The sequence below is a fragment of the Enterobacter sp. BNK-34 genome (assembly GCF_048684445.1).
GTDB lineage: Bacteria > Pseudomonadota > Gammaproteobacteria > Enterobacterales > Enterobacteriaceae > Enterobacter > Enterobacter pseudoroggenkampii.
In genome coordinates, this window is sequence record NZ_JBLQUA010000001.1 from 3,213,621 (window position 1) to 3,227,279 (window position 13,659).

General features: G+C 53.7%; 16 protein-coding genes and 1 pseudogene. 9 read left to right on the forward strand and 8 right to left on the reverse strand.

What is annotated here, in order from left to right; translation table 11 throughout:
- Nucleotides 1–122: 122 nt before the first annotated feature.
- The 3 genes from ACMGG5_RS15740 to ycgZ are packed head-to-tail and all read right to left on the reverse strand — an operon-like array spanning nucleotide 123 to nucleotide 995.
- Nucleotides 123–401 (reverse strand): biofilm development regulator YmgB/AriR family protein, encoded by a 279-nt coding sequence (locus ACMGG5_RS15740; protein WP_023617825.1) that lies wholly within the window; start codon nucleotides 399–401, stop codon nucleotides 123–125.
- A gap of 29 nt (nucleotides 402–430) precedes the next feature.
- On the reverse strand, nucleotides 431–751 hold the full coding sequence (locus ACMGG5_RS15745) for a hypothetical protein (protein WP_048991559.1): 321 nt from the start codon (nucleotides 749–751) through the stop codon (nucleotides 431–433).
- Between the two features lie 4 nt (nucleotides 752–755).
- Nucleotides 756–995 (reverse strand): regulatory protein YcgZ, encoded by a 240-nt coding sequence (ycgZ, locus tag ACMGG5_RS15750; protein WP_024909397.1) that lies wholly within the window; start codon nucleotides 993–995, stop codon nucleotides 756–758.
- Nucleotides 996–1,333: 338 nt separating this feature from the next.
- On the opposite strand from ycgZ, the gene ACMGG5_RS15755 reads away from it, so the two are divergent.
- Together ACMGG5_RS15755 and ACMGG5_RS15760 are read left to right on the forward strand one after the other, a co-directional pair.
- Nucleotides 1,334–2,557: a diguanylate phosphodiesterase gene (locus ACMGG5_RS15755; protein ID WP_032650987.1), complete on the forward strand. Its 1,224-nt coding sequence runs from the start codon at nucleotides 1,334–1,336 to the stop codon at nucleotides 2,555–2,557.
- Between the two features lie 185 nt (nucleotides 2,558–2,742).
- Nucleotides 2,743–3,471: a MerR family transcriptional regulator gene (locus ACMGG5_RS15760; RefSeq protein WP_032650989.1), complete on the forward strand. Its 729-nt coding sequence runs from the start codon at nucleotides 2,743–2,745 to the stop codon at nucleotides 3,469–3,471.
- A gap of 184 nt (nucleotides 3,472–3,655) precedes the next feature.
- On the opposite strand, the gene ACMGG5_RS15765 is transcribed toward ACMGG5_RS15760, so the two are convergent.
- The 3 genes and pseudogenes from ACMGG5_RS15765 to ACMGG5_RS15775 form a co-directional block, all read right to left on the reverse strand.
- Nucleotides 3,656–4,147, reverse strand: a complete 492-nt coding sequence (locus ACMGG5_RS15765; RefSeq protein WP_420278152.1) for an Hcp family type VI secretion system effector — start codon at nucleotides 4,145–4,147, stop codon at nucleotides 3,656–3,658.
- Nucleotide 4,148: 1 nt separating this feature from the next.
- The gene (locus ACMGG5_RS15770) at nucleotides 4,149–4,418 is read right to left on the reverse strand and encodes a hypothetical protein (protein WP_248164185.1); all 270 of its coding nucleotides are present in this window, start codon (nucleotides 4,416–4,418) and stop codon (nucleotides 4,149–4,151) included.
- Nucleotides 4,390–4,509, reverse strand: a pseudogene (locus ACMGG5_RS15775) (DUF2778 domain-containing protein); the annotation flags it as partial. The pseudogene ACMGG5_RS15775 and the gene ACMGG5_RS15770, both read right to left, overlap by 29 nt.
- A 488-nt stretch (nucleotides 4,510–4,997) precedes the next feature.
- Between ACMGG5_RS15775 and sufA the strand changes: the two are divergent.
- From sufA to ldtE, 7 genes are all read left to right on the forward strand, one after another.
- Nucleotides 4,998–5,366 (forward strand): Fe-S cluster assembly scaffold SufA, encoded by a 369-nt coding sequence (gene sufA / locus ACMGG5_RS15780; RefSeq protein WP_008500631.1) that lies wholly within the window; start codon nucleotides 4,998–5,000, stop codon nucleotides 5,364–5,366.
- 8 nt (nucleotides 5,367–5,374) lie between these two features.
- Complete coding sequence (gene sufB, locus ACMGG5_RS15785; protein WP_024909392.1) at nucleotides 5,375–6,865, forward strand: Fe-S cluster assembly protein SufB; 1,491 nt, start codon at nucleotides 5,375–5,377, stop codon at nucleotides 6,863–6,865.
- Nucleotides 6,866–6,874: 9 nt separating this feature from the next.
- Complete coding sequence (sufC, locus tag ACMGG5_RS15790; protein WP_014831592.1) at nucleotides 6,875–7,621, forward strand: Fe-S cluster assembly ATPase SufC; 747 nt, start codon at nucleotides 6,875–6,877, stop codon at nucleotides 7,619–7,621.
- Nucleotides 7,596–8,867 (forward strand): Fe-S cluster assembly protein SufD, encoded by a 1,272-nt coding sequence (gene sufD / locus ACMGG5_RS15795; RefSeq protein WP_420278153.1) that lies wholly within the window; start codon nucleotides 7,596–7,598, stop codon nucleotides 8,865–8,867. The genes sufC and sufD overlap by 26 nt, the downstream gene beginning before the upstream one ends.
- Entirely contained in the window at nucleotides 8,864–10,084 is a 1,221-nt protein-coding gene (gene sufS / locus ACMGG5_RS15800; protein WP_157189006.1) for a cysteine desulfurase SufS, read from the forward strand. Before sufD ends, sufS begins: the two co-directional genes overlap by 4 nt.
- 14 nt (nucleotides 10,085–10,098) lie before the next feature.
- Nucleotides 10,099–10,515, forward strand: coding sequence for a cysteine desulfuration protein SufE (gene sufE, locus ACMGG5_RS15805; protein WP_032650996.1), 417 nt, complete (start codon nucleotides 10,099–10,101; stop codon nucleotides 10,513–10,515).
- A gap of 97 nt (nucleotides 10,516–10,612) precedes the next feature.
- Nucleotides 10,613–11,626 (forward strand): L,D-transpeptidase LdtE, encoded by a 1,014-nt coding sequence (gene ldtE / locus ACMGG5_RS15810; protein WP_090417262.1) that lies wholly within the window; start codon nucleotides 10,613–10,615, stop codon nucleotides 11,624–11,626.
- A gap of 60 nt (nucleotides 11,627–11,686) precedes the next feature.
- Here the strand turns inward: ldtE and lpp are convergent, their stop codons facing one another.
- Nucleotides 11,687–11,923: a murein lipoprotein Lpp gene (gene lpp / locus ACMGG5_RS15815; protein ID WP_001082307.1), complete on the reverse strand. Its 237-nt coding sequence runs from the start codon at nucleotides 11,921–11,923 to the stop codon at nucleotides 11,687–11,689.
- A 309-nt stretch (nucleotides 11,924–12,232) separates the two neighbouring features.
- Entirely contained in the window at nucleotides 12,233–13,654 is a 1,422-nt protein-coding gene (gene pykF, locus ACMGG5_RS15820; protein ID WP_023335415.1) for a pyruvate kinase PykF, read from the reverse strand.
- Between the last annotated feature and the right edge of the window lie 5 nt (nucleotides 13,655–13,659).

The window sequence follows — 13,659 nt, forward strand, 5'->3', positions numbered from 1 at the left end:
CAGGAACCGTGCCAGGTTGGCTTTGCTGGTTTTACAGGGTGTTAAGCGGGAAAGACGCGTGTCATCGTCAGGCCGATCGTCAGTTTTGACGATGACACGTTAGGGGCGTGGCGAGCAGGAACTTAGAGATCGTCCATCGTGTAACCCACCACGATTTCCAGCGTCTTACGAATCACATCCGCCTGAACCACGTCGTTTGTGGCTTCCAGCGTCTGAATGAGCCAGAGGATGATCGCTTTATTGGACAGATGACCTTCGGAGGCCAGAACACAGCGTACTGCAGTAGAAAAAACAGCGGACTCTTCAGCAAAACGATCGCCTGCGTGACGGAAATATTCCGACAGCGCACTGTCTAAAAAAGCAGAATGGTATTCGGGTTGAAGCTGAATATTTTGTCTCATTTGTTCTCACCGTAGCTGTTAAATTGCAGTCAATGTATTTTTTTTGGGTCGGACGGTTTTCCACTTCCAAATAACGGCACTACATTGTCTCGGTTATCGTTGAGAGGTCCCTCTCTGTTCGTTCGTCCTTGCGCGGTTCTGCGACGTGTAAAGGCGATGCTGTTTGAGCCGATATCGGCAATCACCACCGCAAGTGTCTCCCGCCGCTGGGGATCCTTTTCATGCTCTTTCATTACCCGCAGACGCTGCAGCAATCCTTCGGTTGTCACTGGCCCCCGCTCTTTCAGAAGAGAAAGAACGGCTTCACCGATAAGCGTGTCGATCAGTCGGTCTGCGTCACTGCTATTCATCACGTTACCGTTCGAAGAGCAGACCAAGCAGCATGTGGTAATGCTCTTCCTCTTCCGGGCCATCGGCCTTTTCGAGGCGGCTGAGCAGTTTGGTACAGAGCGATTTGCGATTTAGGTTTCGCCCGTCGCTGAGAATTTCTACAACCACCTGGCCCAGCGTCTCCTGCTGGGTAGGGAGCGCGGCTTTTTCGAAGTACTGTGCGATTGCTGCTGCGGAATCTGTGGCGTAACCTTTCTGCTGCATGTTTCGCTCCTGTAAAATTTTGTAATCACTAACGTTACAATTAAGGTATACACAATTCCTAAATCTGTACATATAAAATGTACAGATTTTTAATGTTTTTATGATATATTTTATAAATTACTTTATTTTCATTGTGTTACTGGCTCGTCATGAATCGGTAATGTGACAGGATATATTGTACAAAAAGGTCGGGCGCTGGTAAGTTATACAATCGAGAAGAACGGTCCCATCAACTGCCGTAAATGATTGAGATGTAAATTATTTGTCAGGCAATTAATGTGCTATAAGTGAAAGTTACCCACGTCTACTGTGGCCAAAACCCTAACCCCAGGAAAAGCATGCTCACAACCATCATTTACCGCAGTCATATCTGCGAGGACGTTCCGGTAAAAGCGCTGGAATCAATGGTCGCTGCTGCAAATCGTAAAAATCGGCAATCCAATGTCACGGGGATCTTGCTGTTTAACGGCACACACTTTTTTCAATTGCTTGAAGGGCCGGTGGAGCAGGTTTCTGCTATCTATGAGCAGATCTGCAACGACCCGCGCCACCATAACGTGGTCGAGTTAATGCGCGATCACGGCCCTGTCCGGCGTTTTGGCAACGTGGGCATGGAGCTTTTTGACTTGCGCCACTTCGACAGGGACGAGGTGCTGCAGCAGGTGCTCAATAAGGGGACGACACGCTACCAGTTGACCTATAACGACCGCCCGCTGCAGTTTTTCCGCACCTTTGTTGAGGCCACGGAAAAAGCGAACTATTTTGAACTGCCGCCTGCGGATTCCTGGGAATTCGTTCGCGAAGAAACGCGCCTGTCCGCGCAGCCTGAGGTGGTCGCGAAAGGGGCGGATTGCAGCTTTGCGTTCCAGCCGATAGTCGATCCGTTTATGCAGCAGGTTGTCTCCTGGGAGGCGCTTCTGCGCACTCCTGACGGTGACTCGCCGGGGGCCTATTTCGCCAGCCGCCCGCGTGACGAAGTGTACACGTCTGATTTGCAAAGCAAGCAGGTGGCACTTTCTATGGCCAGCGCGCTGGGGCTACAGGACCAGACGTTATCCCTGAACCTGCTGCCCATGACGCTGGTCAACATTCCCAACGCCGTGGATTTTCTGCTCACCGCGATTGAAGCTAATGGGTTTGTGCCCGAGCAAATCGTGGTGGAGTTTACCGAGAGCGAAGCTATATCTCGTTTTGATGAATTCACGGATTCGGTCAGGCAGCTAAAAAGTGCGGGTATCAGCGTGACGATCGATCACTTTGGTGCCGGTTTTGCCGGGCTGCAGCTGCTGGCCCAGTTCCAGCCGGACAGAATTAAGATTAATCGCGATCTGGTCGCGAACGTGCATAAAAGTGGCCCTCGTCAGGCCATTATTCAGGCGATTATCAAATGCTGTTCCTCGCTTGAGATCCAGTTCTGCGCGGTGGGGGTAGAGAAGGCGGAAGAGTGGATGTGGCTGGAGTCCGCGGGGATTTCCCAGTTCCAGGGACATCTTTTTGCCAGCCCACGACACGGGGGCATTCCCGCGATTGCGTGGCCGGAGAAAAAGTTCGACTTCGGATAAAGCTGTACACAATCCGGCAGACTTAACTGTACGAACGGCAAATTTTATACAACAATGTATTAACAGGTGGATGGAAAAGAACCCCGTTCACCCGTTCAAAATGCGGTCTTAGTTATACAAATGATGTGTACAATCTGATAAGGTTGGTGCAGTTAGGTATGGAAGTTCTGAGCGTGAGGGAGTTAATGGCCTATTACAGTATCGGCGAAGTGGCCGAACGATGCGGTATCAACCCCGTTACGCTGCGTGCCTGGCAGCGCCGTTATGGATTATTGAAGCCGCAGCGCAGTGAAGGGGGTCATCGTCAGTTTGACGATGAAGATATCCTGCGCATTGAAGAGATCAAACGCCTGATGAAAAGCGGCGTTTCGGTCGGAAAAGTTAAAGCCTTGCTGGAAAACAAGGAAGTGCTGACGCAGGGCAACTGGGTCTCGTTCCAGGAAGAGATGATGACCGTTCTGCGCTACGCCAGTCCTGCAAAGCTGCGGGCCAAAATAGGTGAATTCCGCCGCGATCACGCGATGGATGCGCTGATTGACAATATTATCTCTCCCGTCCGTCAGCGTATGAACCAGGATCAAAATACCGTGCGTCACATGGCGAGCCTGTTTGACGGCGTACTGATCGAATTTGCGATTGCAAGCCTGGCGGAGTCCCGCAAAAAAGCCGGAAAAGACGCGCTCCTGATTGGCTGGGAATGTGATGATCGCACCCACCTGTGGCTGGAAGCCGCGCGCCTGTCGCAAAAGGGCTGGCACATTGACGTGCTGGCAGAGCCCATTGACTCGCCGCGTCCTGAACTCTTCCCGGGGCAAAAAATCTTTGTCTGGACGGGGAAATCCCCAACGCCTCGCCAGCAGGAACAGCTTGACCACTGGCGTGAGCAGGGGTTTGCTGTCTCATTTCATCACTGAGTGTAAGAGGCCTTGAGGGCCTTTTTTTGTCTTTGTCACTTTCCTTGCAAAAAGCTATCTTAAGAATAGGCATTATTCCTGCGGATGAGATTTACCCGGCTAATTTTAAACGGCATCTGCTTTTTTCTGGGGGCTTTGCTGTCGGCAACTTGTTCAACAGGGGACGGTGTCCCCTTATTAATACTCAGCGAGTATGGCGCTCATTCCATGCATCTGAAAATTGAATATTACCGTCAAGAATTCTCCAGGTGATTTTTTCATATTGAATGCTGACACTTTCTATGTGATTCATTTTATCGTTCCCCGCCAGCTTAATATTCGGGACGCTACAGTGGACTCCAGTTAATTTCACATTCTCCATAAGAACGGTGTAGTAGCAAACCTCCTGACCTGCATCATTGATGTGATAAAACCTTATTTCTGCGCTTTTCAGCGTCTGCCCAGTTGCTGCAGCCTTGTAAAGATATGGCGTAGAGCTATCAACTTCTTTCTCGATCATCATGGATGAGTGCTGGCGGGTGCCGGTGATTTTGCCGTTTGTGCTGTCAACGGGTAAATTTATACCGTGGCTCAGACCGATAATTTCAATGCTACCTTCACGATCTTGCACATCAACAGATCCTTTGATATCTGCACCGCCATCGTCTTTAAGCCACATATAGGGAGGTATAGGCATTTTATTGTCTCCTTAATTTTTTGATTAACTTCATTGTTAAAATATAGAGAGGGGTAGCGATAATTAGCATTGTAAGCCAGTCAATAAGTGAATAGGCATCATACATTGATTCTGCATTTTCATTTCCGACGATAATGATTGCTGTTGTTCTGGCAACATCATAGTTAATATATAACTCCGGGCCTGGTAGCATATGACCAAGAGCGAGTAATAAAATGAGAAAGTAAATAATTTTACTTGCCCTACGAGCAAGGTTTTTTAATGTAGCCACCCGCTACTACCTCCACCCATCCTCGCGCCATGAGTGACTGCATGCATGGAACCTGAATAAGCGATGTACTCATTAGCGCGTTATGAATCATCATCCCCTGTAACGCCATATGCCACCTTACTTCCTTTGCAAGAGTGTGGTTAATGCTACAGTGATTAATAATGTGTTCCAGAGTGTGCGTATGATTTTCAGAAAAAGACTCGCATCAACAGGTTGTCTACTGCTGAGGAGCGCTTGCTGGCCGGGCACCTGAAGCCCTGGCCTTCTTTTAGTGCGCCAAATCGCATCTGTTAGACTGAGTTCACGACAATCAAAGAGGCTATCTCAAAAATAGGCATTTCCGATGCATATTTTACTTTTCTCCTCTCCGTCAAAAATGACACAACGAAATGCACTATTAATCAATGCATTGAACAATTAAATCCATCCTGCCTGCATCCTGCCACAGGGTCTATGCTTAATAAAAGTAGGCAAAAAGGGCGGTTTAACCGAATGCCCCTGCTGACAGAGGGTTGAAGTGATAATCGTTATCACTAACATGGTGTTATGCCCTGATGGCTTATCAGATGAGGTGGACCTATGGAACTGCATTCAGAAACCTTTAATCCAGCCGATTTTGCCTGGCGCGGGTTAACGCTCACGCCAGCGGCGGCGGCACATATTCACGAGCTGGTGGCGAAAAAGCCCGAGATCCTCGGCGTGCGTTTAGGCGTCAAACAGACCGGCTGCGCGGGTTTTGGCTACGTGCTCGATACTGTCACCGAACCCGAGAAAGATGACCTGGTATTCGAGACCGACGGCGCGAAACTGTACGTCGCGCTGCAGGCCATGCCGTTTATTGACGGCACCGAAGTGGACTACGTCCGCGAAGGCTTAAACCAGTTATTCAAATTTCATAACCCGAAAGCCCAGAACGAATGCGGCTGCGGCGAAAGCTTTGGGGTATAGGCGGAACTATGTCTCGTAATACTGAAGCAACGAGTGAAGTAAATACCTGGAGCGGTGGGCACCTCAACTATAAAGAGGGGTTCTTCACCCAGCTGCAGACCGATGAGCTGGCAAAAGGTATCAATGAAGATGTCGTGCGGGCGATCTCGGCGAAACGTAACGAGCCGGAGTGGATGCTGGAGTTTCGCCTGAGCGCCTTCCGCGCCTGGCTGGAAATGGAAGAGCCGCACTGGCTGAAAGCGCATTATGACAAGCTGAACTATCAGGATTACAGCTACTACTCTGCGCCCTCCTGCGGCAGCTGTGACGACACCTGCGCCTCGCAGCCCGGCGCGGTGCAGCAAACCGGCGCGGAGAACAGCTTCCTGAGCAAAGAGGTGGAAGAAGCCTTTAATCAGCTGGGCGTGCCGGTGCGCGAAGGGAAAGAGGTGGCGGTGGACGCCATTTTCGACTCCGTCTCGGTGGCGACCACCTACCGCGAGAAGCTGGCAGAGCAGGGGATCATTTTCTGCTCCTTCGGCGAAGCGATTCACGATCATCCGGAACTGGTGAAAAAGTACATCGGGACCGTAGTGCCTTCAAACGATAACTTCTTTGCGGCGCTTAACGCGGCGGTGGCCTCGGACGGCACCTTTATCTACGTGCCGAAAGGCGTGCGCTGTCCGATGGAGCTTTCCACCTATTTCCGCATCAATGCCGAAAAAACCGGCCAGTTCGAACGTACCATTCTGGTGGCCGATGAGGGGAGCTACGTCAGCTACATCGAAGGGTGCTCCGCCCCGGTCCGCGACAGCTATCAGCTGCACGCGGCGGTGGTGGAGGTCATCATCCATAAAGACGCCGAGGTGAAATACTCGACGGTGCAAAACTGGTTCCCGGGCGACGGCAATACTGGCGGTATCCTGAACTTCGTGACCAAGCGTGCGCTGTGCGAAGGGGAAAACAGCAAGATGTCGTGGACCCAGTCCGAAACCGGCTCGGCCATCACCTGGAAATACCCGAGCTGCATTCTGCGCGGGGATAACTCCATCGGCGAGTTTTACTCGGTGGCGCTCACCAGCGGCCATCAGCAGGCGGATACCGGCACCAAGATGATCCACATTGGTAAAAACACCAAATCGACCATTATCTCGAAAGGCATCTCCGCCGGTCACAGCCAGAACAGCTATCGCGGGCTGGTGAAAATCATGCCGACGGCCACCAATGCGCGAAACTTCACCCAGTGTGACTCGATGCTGATTGGCGCAGATTGCGGGGCGCATACCTTCCCGTACGTCGAATGCCGTAATAACACGGCCCAGTTGGAGCACGAGGCGACCACGTCACGGATAGGGGAAGATCAGCTCTTCTACTGCCTGCAGCGCGGGATCAGCGAAGAAGACGCCATCTCGATGATCGTTAACGGCTTCTGTAAGGATGTGTTCTCTGAACTGCCGCTGGAATTTGCCGTTGAAGCCCAGAAACTCCTCGCCATTAGTCTTGAACACAGCGTCGGTTAAGGAAAGCACATGTTAAGCATTAAAGATTTACAGGTCAGCGTAGAAGACAAAGCCATCCTGCGTGGCCTCAATTTTGACGTCAAGCCGGGGGAAGTCCACGCCATCATGGGGCCGAACGGTTCCGGGAAAAGTACGCTTTCTGCGACGCTGGCGGGGCGCGAAGATTATGAGGTGACCCACGGCTCGGTCGAGTTTAACGGCAAAGATCTGCTGGAGATGTCGCCGGAAGACCGTGCGGGAGAGGGCATCTTTATGGCCTTCCAGTACCCGGTCGAAATTCCGGGCGTCAGCAACCAGTTCTTCCTGCAGACGGCGCTGAATGCGGTGCGTAAGTATCGCGGGCTGGAGGCGCTGGACCGCTTCGACTTCCAGGATCTGATGGAAGAGAAGATTAAGCTGCTGAAAATGCCGGAAGATCTGCTGACCCGCTCGGTGAACGTTGGTTTTTCCGGCGGTGAGAAAAAGCGTAACGATATTCTGCAGATGGCGGTTCTGGAACCCGAGCTGTGCATTCTGGATGAGACCGACTCCGGTCTGGACATCGATGCCCTGAAGATTGTCGCTGACGGAGTGAATTCCCTGCGCGACGGCAAGCGCTCGTTTATTATCGTCACCCACTACCAGCGCATTCTGGACTACATCAAGCCGGATTACGTCCACGTGCTTTACCAGGGACGTATTGTGAAATCCGGTGATTTCACGCTGGTTAAACAACTGGAGGAGCAGGGTTATGGCTGGCTTACCGAACAGCAGTAATGCGCTCCAGCAGTGGCACCGGCTGTTTGAAGCCCAGGGGGGCACGCGCTCCGAGCAGGCGCAGCAGCATCTCCAGCAAATGCTGCGTCTCGGGTTGCCGACGCGTAAGCACGAGAACTGGAAATACACCCCGCTTGATGGCCTTCTGAACGCCGAGTTTGTGACTCGTCTGGCGGATCTCACCCCAGTACAGCGCGACGCGCTGGCCTTGCGTGTCGATGCCCTGCGCCTGGTGTTCGTCGACGGTCAGTTCCGTCCGGAACTGAGCGACACGGTTCAGGAGAGCGGCTTTGAGATTGAGATAAACGACGATCGCCAGCGCCTGAGCGCCCCGGTTCAGCCTGAGGTCTTCCTGCACCTGACCGAGAGTCTGGCCTGCAGCGTGACGCACATCCGCGTGAAGCGTAACCAGCGTCCGGCAAAACCGCTACTGCTGATGCACATCACTCAGGGGCTGAACGGCGATGAAATCAATACCGCGCACTATCGCCACCATCTGGAGCTGGCGGAGGGGGCGGAGGCCACGGTCATCGAACATTACGTCAGCCTCAATGAGACGCGTCACTTTACCGGATCGCGTCTGACGATGAATGTTGCCGCGAATGCGCAGCTTCATCATGTCAAGCTGGCGTTTGAGAATGCGCAGAGCCACCACTTTGCCCATAACGACATTGTCCTGGGTCAGGATGCCGCAGCGTACAGCCACAGCTTCCTGCTCGGCGGGGCGGTGCTGCGCCACAATACCAGCACGCAGCTTAACGGTGAAAACACCACGCTGCGCATCAACAGCCTGGCGATGCCGGTTAAATCAGAAGTGTGCGACACGCGCACGTGGCTGGAGCACAACAAGGGCTACTGCAACAGCCGCCAGCTGCACAAAACCATCGTCAGCGACAGAGGCCGCGCGGTGTTTAACGGACTGATTAACGTGGCGCAGCACGCCATTAAAACCGACGGGCAGATGACCAACAATAATCTGCTGTTAGGCCGCCTGGCGGAGGTGGACACCAAACCGCAGCTGGAGATCTACGCCGACGACGTGAAATGCAGCCACGGTGCGACGGTCGGGCGCATCGACGACGAGCAGATGTTCTACCTGCGCTCGCGCGGCATCGACCAGCAGGCGGCGCAGAAAATGATTATCTACGCGTTTGCCGCCGAACTGACGGAAGCGCTGCACGATGGTCAGTTAAAACAGCAGGTGCTGGATCGGATCGGTCAGCGCCTGCCTGGAGGCGAAGCATGAGTTTTCCCGTCGAGAAAGTGCGGGCAGATTTCCCGGTTCTGACCCGTGAAGTAAACGGTCTGCCGCTGGCCTATCTGGACAGCGCGGCCAGCGCGCAGAAGCCGAATCAGGTGGTGGATGCGGAAGCCGAGTTTTATCGCCACGGCTATGCCGCCGTGCATCGCGGTATTCATACCCTGAGCGCCGAGGCGACCCAGCGGATGGAAAACGTGCGCACGCAAATTGCCGCCTTCCTTAACGCCCGCTCGCCGGAAGAGCTGGTCTTCGTGCGCGGAACCACCGAAGGGATTAACCTTGTCGCTAACAGCTGGGGCAACGCTCAGGTCCACGCGGGGGATAACATCATCATCACCCAGATGGAGCACCACGCCAATATCGTGCCGTGGCAGATGCTCTGCGAGCGCGTGGGTGCGCAGCTGCGGGTAATCCCGCTGAATGCCGACGGGACGCTGCAGCTCGAGCAGCTAGACGCATTGCTTGACGATAAAACGCGGCTGGTGGCGGTCACCCAGGTCTCCAACGTGCTGGGGACGGAAAACCCGGTGGCAGAGATCGTCGAAAAAGCCCATCAGGCGGGCGCGAAGGTGCTGATTGACGGCGCGCAGGCGGTGATGCACCACGCGGTTGACGTCCAGGCGCTGGACTGCGATTTCTACGTCTTTTCTGGCCACAAGCTCTACGGGCCGACCGGGATTGGCGTGCTGTATGTGAAAGAAGATATCCTGCAGGCGATGCCGCCGTGGGAAGGGGGCGGGTCGATGATTGCCACCGTTAGCCTGACGGAAGGCACCACCTACGCGCGCGCGCCGTGGCGCTTTGAGGCGGGCACGCCCAACACCGGTGGGATTATAGGTTTAGGGGCGGCGATTTCTTATGTCTCCTCAATCGGCCTTGATAGCATTCAGGAGTACGAACAGCTGCTGATGCACTATGCGCTTGAGGAGCTTGCCAGCGTGCCGGATCTGACCCTCTACGGGCCTGCCGACCGGCAAGGGGTGATCGCGTTCAATCTCGGGAAACATCACGCCTATGACGTGGGCAGTTTCCTCGATAACTACGGCGTGGCGGTCCGTACCGGGCACCACTGCGCCATGCCGCTAATGGCGTTTTACCAGGTACCGGCAATGTGCCGCGCGTCGCTGGTGATGTACAACACAACGGAAGAGGTCGACAGGCTGGTGGCGGGGCTTAAGCGCATTCATCAGCTGCTGGGCTAACGGAGAGGCGAAAGATGGCAGAACTGCCGGACAAAGATAAACTGCTGCGTAACTTCTCGCGTTGCGCAAACTGGGAAGAGAAGTATCTCTATATCATTGAGCTGGGACAGCGCTTGCCGCCGCTCAGCGAAGAGGCGCATACCCCGGAGAACAGTATTCAGGGCTGTCAGAGCCAGGTGTGGATTGTGATGGCGCAGTCGGATGACGGCACTATCGAACTGCACGGCGACAGCGATGCGGCCATTGTAAAAGGGCTTATTGCGGTCGTCTTTATTCTTTATCACCGGATGTCGGCGCAGGATATTGTCGCGTTTGATGTCCGCCCGTGGTTTGAAAAAATGGCCCTGACCCAACACCTCACCCCGTCTCGTTCCCAGGGACTGGAAGCGATGATTCGCGCCATCCGCGCCAAAGCTGCAATCCTTAGCTAGACTTACAGAACAGCATTCATTCTGTTTCGCGAGGTGGTTCCCGCCTCGCTGGTTTTTCAGCTTTCTGGCGTTCTGTCAGTGAATAAGGAATCTCAGCATGAAGCGCGCGTCTCTAATAACTCTATTACTCCTCAGTTCGCTCGGCGCCCTTAATTCGGCCCGCGCGATGGACTATCCGTTGCCGCCCGCAGGCAGTCGTCTGATTGGGCAAAATCAAACCTACACGATACAGGAAGGGGATAATAAGCTGCAGACCATCGCCCGTCGGTTTAATACGGCGGCACAGGTGATCCTGGAAACGAACAATACCATTGCGCCGGTAAACCCTGCGCCGGGAACCGTGATTACCATCCCGTCGCAGATGCTGCTGCCGGACACGCCGCGCGAGGGCATTGTGGTGAACCTCGCAGAGCTTCGGCTCTACTACTTCCCGCCGGGAGAAAACATCGTTCAGGTCTTCCCGCTCGGCATCGGACAGCTGGGGCTGGAAACGCCGGTCACGACCACGCGCGTGAGCCAGAAAATCCCGAATCCCACCTGGACACCTACGCCGGGCATCAGAGCACGCTCTCTGGAGCAGGGAATTAAATTACCTCCGGTGGTACCTGCCGGGCCCAATAACCCCCTGGGACGCTTCGCACTGCGTTTAGGCGTGGGCAATGGGGAATATCTCATCCACGGCACCAGCGCACCGGACAGCGTCGGCCTGCGGGTCAGCTCCGGCTGTATGCGGATGAATGCCCCGGACATCAAAGCCCTGTTCGAACAGGTGCGGGTGGGCACGCGGGTACAGATCATCAATGAACCCGTTAAGTTCTCTGTGGAGCCGGATGGTAAACGCTATATTGAAGTCCACCGCCCACTGGCGCAGGCTGAGGGAGAAAACCCGCAGGTCTCGCCCATTACCCATTCCGCAGACTTTGCGACCTTTGTTTCTCAGGCGGGAAGCGATAAGGCGCTGATTGATAAAGCCCTGTCACGTCGCGCCGGGATCCCGGTTATCGTGTCGTCAGGCAGCGGCCCGTCAGCCAGCAATAGCGTGTTGTCGGTGCAGAACAGTCGGATGTCCGCAGCGGTAGCGGAAGATGAAGGGGAGAAGGTGACGCAGTAGTGGTTTGACGCAGGCAAAAAAAATGGCGCACAATGTGCGCCATTTTATTAACAGGTACTATTACTTACGGTATTTAGTAGCCTGGTTGTCCAGACGCTGGTTAGCGCGAGCTGCGTCGTCTTTAGCAGCCTGAACGTCGGAACGCATTGCGTTCACGTCGTTGCTCAGCTGGTCAACTTTAGCGTTCAGAGTCTGAACGTCAGAAGACAGCTGATCGATTTTAGCGTTGCTGGAGCAACCAGCCAGCAGAGTAGAACCCAGGATTACCGCGCCCAGTACCAGTTTAGTACGATTCATTATTAATACCCTCTAGATTGAGTTAATCTCCATGTAGCGTTACAAGTATTACACAAAGTTTTTTGGGTTGAGAATATTTTTTTGATGGGAATACACCTATTTTTGATCGTTCGCTCAAAGAAGCATCGAATCAGCCCTTTTCGGGCAAAAATCTAAGTAAAAAAAGGCATTTATCATCGGATTCATCTTAGATAATTCGCAATTAAATAGAAAAACCCGATTTGCAATTTGAATGACTTTGGCTAATGCGAGGAATAAAAAAAGCGCCCGGCGGGCGCTTTTTATCAAAATTAATTCGTTCGGGAATTATTACAGCACGTGAACAGATGCGGTATTGGTGGTGCCGCTTGGTACCAGCGCACCAGAAACCATGACCACAACGTCACCTTTCTGTGCCAGACCACGATCAACCAGCTCCAGTGCCACTTCTTTACCCAGACGGTAGAAATCATCCGTAGACGCGATCTCTTTCACCAGGTGAGGGATCACGCCTTTGCTCAGCACCAGCTGACGGGCAGTGGTTTCGTTAGTGGTCAGCGCCAGGATAGTCGCATCCGGGAAGTATTTACGCACCGCGCGAGCAGATTTACCGCCCTGGGTGGCAACCACGATCAGTGGCGCTTCCAGTTTCTCAGCCGTTTCTACTGCACCGCGGCATACTGCTTCGGTGATGCGCAGCTTGCGGCTGTCGTTGTTGTAGTCCAGACGGCTTTTCATAACGCGGTCGGTACGTTCGCAGATGGTGGCCATGATGGACACCGCTTCCAGCGGATATTTACCTTTCGCGGATTCGCCTGACAGCATAACGGCATCAGTACCGTCGAGGATGGCGTTTGCCACGTCGCCTGCTTCTGCGCGGGTTGGGCGTGGGTTTTTGATCATGGAGTCCAGCATCTGCGTTGCGGTGATAACCACTTTACGCGCGCGAACACATTTCTCGATCATCATCTTCTGCGCGAAGATCACTTCTTCGACCGGGATTTCTACGCCCAGGTCGCCACGTGCAACCATGATGCCGTCAGACGCTTCGAGGATTTCGTCGAAGTTGTTCAGGCCTTCCTGGTTTTCAATTTTGGAGATGATCTGGATCTTCTCGCCGCCGTGCGCTTTCAGGTGCTCACGAATTTCAACCACGTCGGAGCGCTTACGGATGAAGGAGGCAGCAACGAAGTCAACGCCTTGCTCGCAACCGAAGATCAGGTCCTGTTTGTCTTTTTCAGCCAGTGCTGGCAGCGCGATGGAAACGCCCGGCAGGTTAACGCCTTTGTTTTCGCCCAGGTCGCCGTTGTTCAGTACTTTACAGATGACCTTGTTACCTTCGATCGCGGTGACTTCCATACCGATCAGACCATCGTCTACCAGCACGGTGTTACCGACGGACAGATCGCTGGTGAAGCCTTCGTAGGTCACTGCAACGATTTCGCTGTTGCCGACAACGGATTTGTCGGTGGTGAAGGTGAAGGTCTGGCCCGCTTTCAGAGAGACGTCGTTACCGCCTTCCAGTTTGATGGTACGGATTTCTGGACCTTTGGTATCCAGCAGGATCGCGGCTTTTTTACCGGTCTTGCTCATTACGTTGCGCAAGTTCTGGATACGCTGACCGTGTTCTGCGTAATCGCCGTGGGAGAAGTTCAGACGCATCACGTTCATGCCGGCGTCCAGCATTTTGGTCAGCATCTCTTCAGATTCGGTTTTCGGGCCGATAGTACAAACAATTTTCGTCTTTTTCATGACAG

Excerpts from the sequence above, each read along its gene's own strand:
- ACMGG5_RS15740 (WP_023617825.1), bottom strand. The coding sequence starts at position 401 with ATGAGACAAAATATTCAGCTTCAACCCGAATACCATTCTGCTTTTTTA.
- ACMGG5_RS15745 (WP_048991559.1), bottom strand. The coding sequence starts at position 751 with ATGAATAGCAGTGACGCAGACCGACTGATCGACACGCTTATCGGTGAA.
- ycgZ (WP_024909397.1), bottom strand. The coding sequence starts at position 995 with ATGCAGCAGAAAGGTTACGCCACAGATTCCGCAGCAGCAATCGCACAG.
- ACMGG5_RS15755 (WP_032650987.1), top strand. The coding sequence starts at position 1,334 with ATGCTCACAACCATCATTTACCGCAGTCATATCTGCGAGGACGTTCCG.
- ACMGG5_RS15760 (WP_032650989.1), top strand. The coding sequence starts at position 2,743 with ATGGCCTATTACAGTATCGGCGAAGTGGCCGAACGATGCGGTATCAAC.
- ACMGG5_RS15765 (WP_420278152.1), bottom strand. The coding sequence starts at position 4,147 with ATGCCTATACCTCCCTATATGTGGCTTAAAGACGATGGCGGTGCAGAT.
- sufA (WP_008500631.1), top strand. The coding sequence starts at position 4,998 with ATGGAACTGCATTCAGAAACCTTTAATCCAGCCGATTTTGCCTGGCGC.
- sufB (WP_024909392.1), top strand. The coding sequence starts at position 5,375 with ATGTCTCGTAATACTGAAGCAACGAGTGAAGTAAATACCTGGAGCGGT.
- sufC (WP_014831592.1), top strand. The coding sequence starts at position 6,875 with ATGTTAAGCATTAAAGATTTACAGGTCAGCGTAGAAGACAAAGCCATC.
- sufD (WP_420278153.1), top strand. The coding sequence starts at position 7,596 with ATGGCTGGCTTACCGAACAGCAGTAATGCGCTCCAGCAGTGGCACCGG.
- sufS (WP_157189006.1), top strand. The coding sequence starts at position 8,864 with ATGAGTTTTCCCGTCGAGAAAGTGCGGGCAGATTTCCCGGTTCTGACC.
- sufE (WP_032650996.1), top strand. The coding sequence starts at position 10,099 with ATGGCAGAACTGCCGGACAAAGATAAACTGCTGCGTAACTTCTCGCGT.
- ldtE (WP_090417262.1), top strand. The coding sequence starts at position 10,613 with ATGAAGCGCGCGTCTCTAATAACTCTATTACTCCTCAGTTCGCTCGGC.
- lpp (WP_001082307.1), bottom strand. The coding sequence starts at position 11,923 with ATGAATCGTACTAAACTGGTACTGGGCGCGGTAATCCTGGGTTCTACT.
- pykF (WP_023335415.1), bottom strand. The coding sequence starts at position 13,654 with ATGAAAAAGACGAAAATTGTTTGTACTATCGGCCCGAAAACCGAATCT.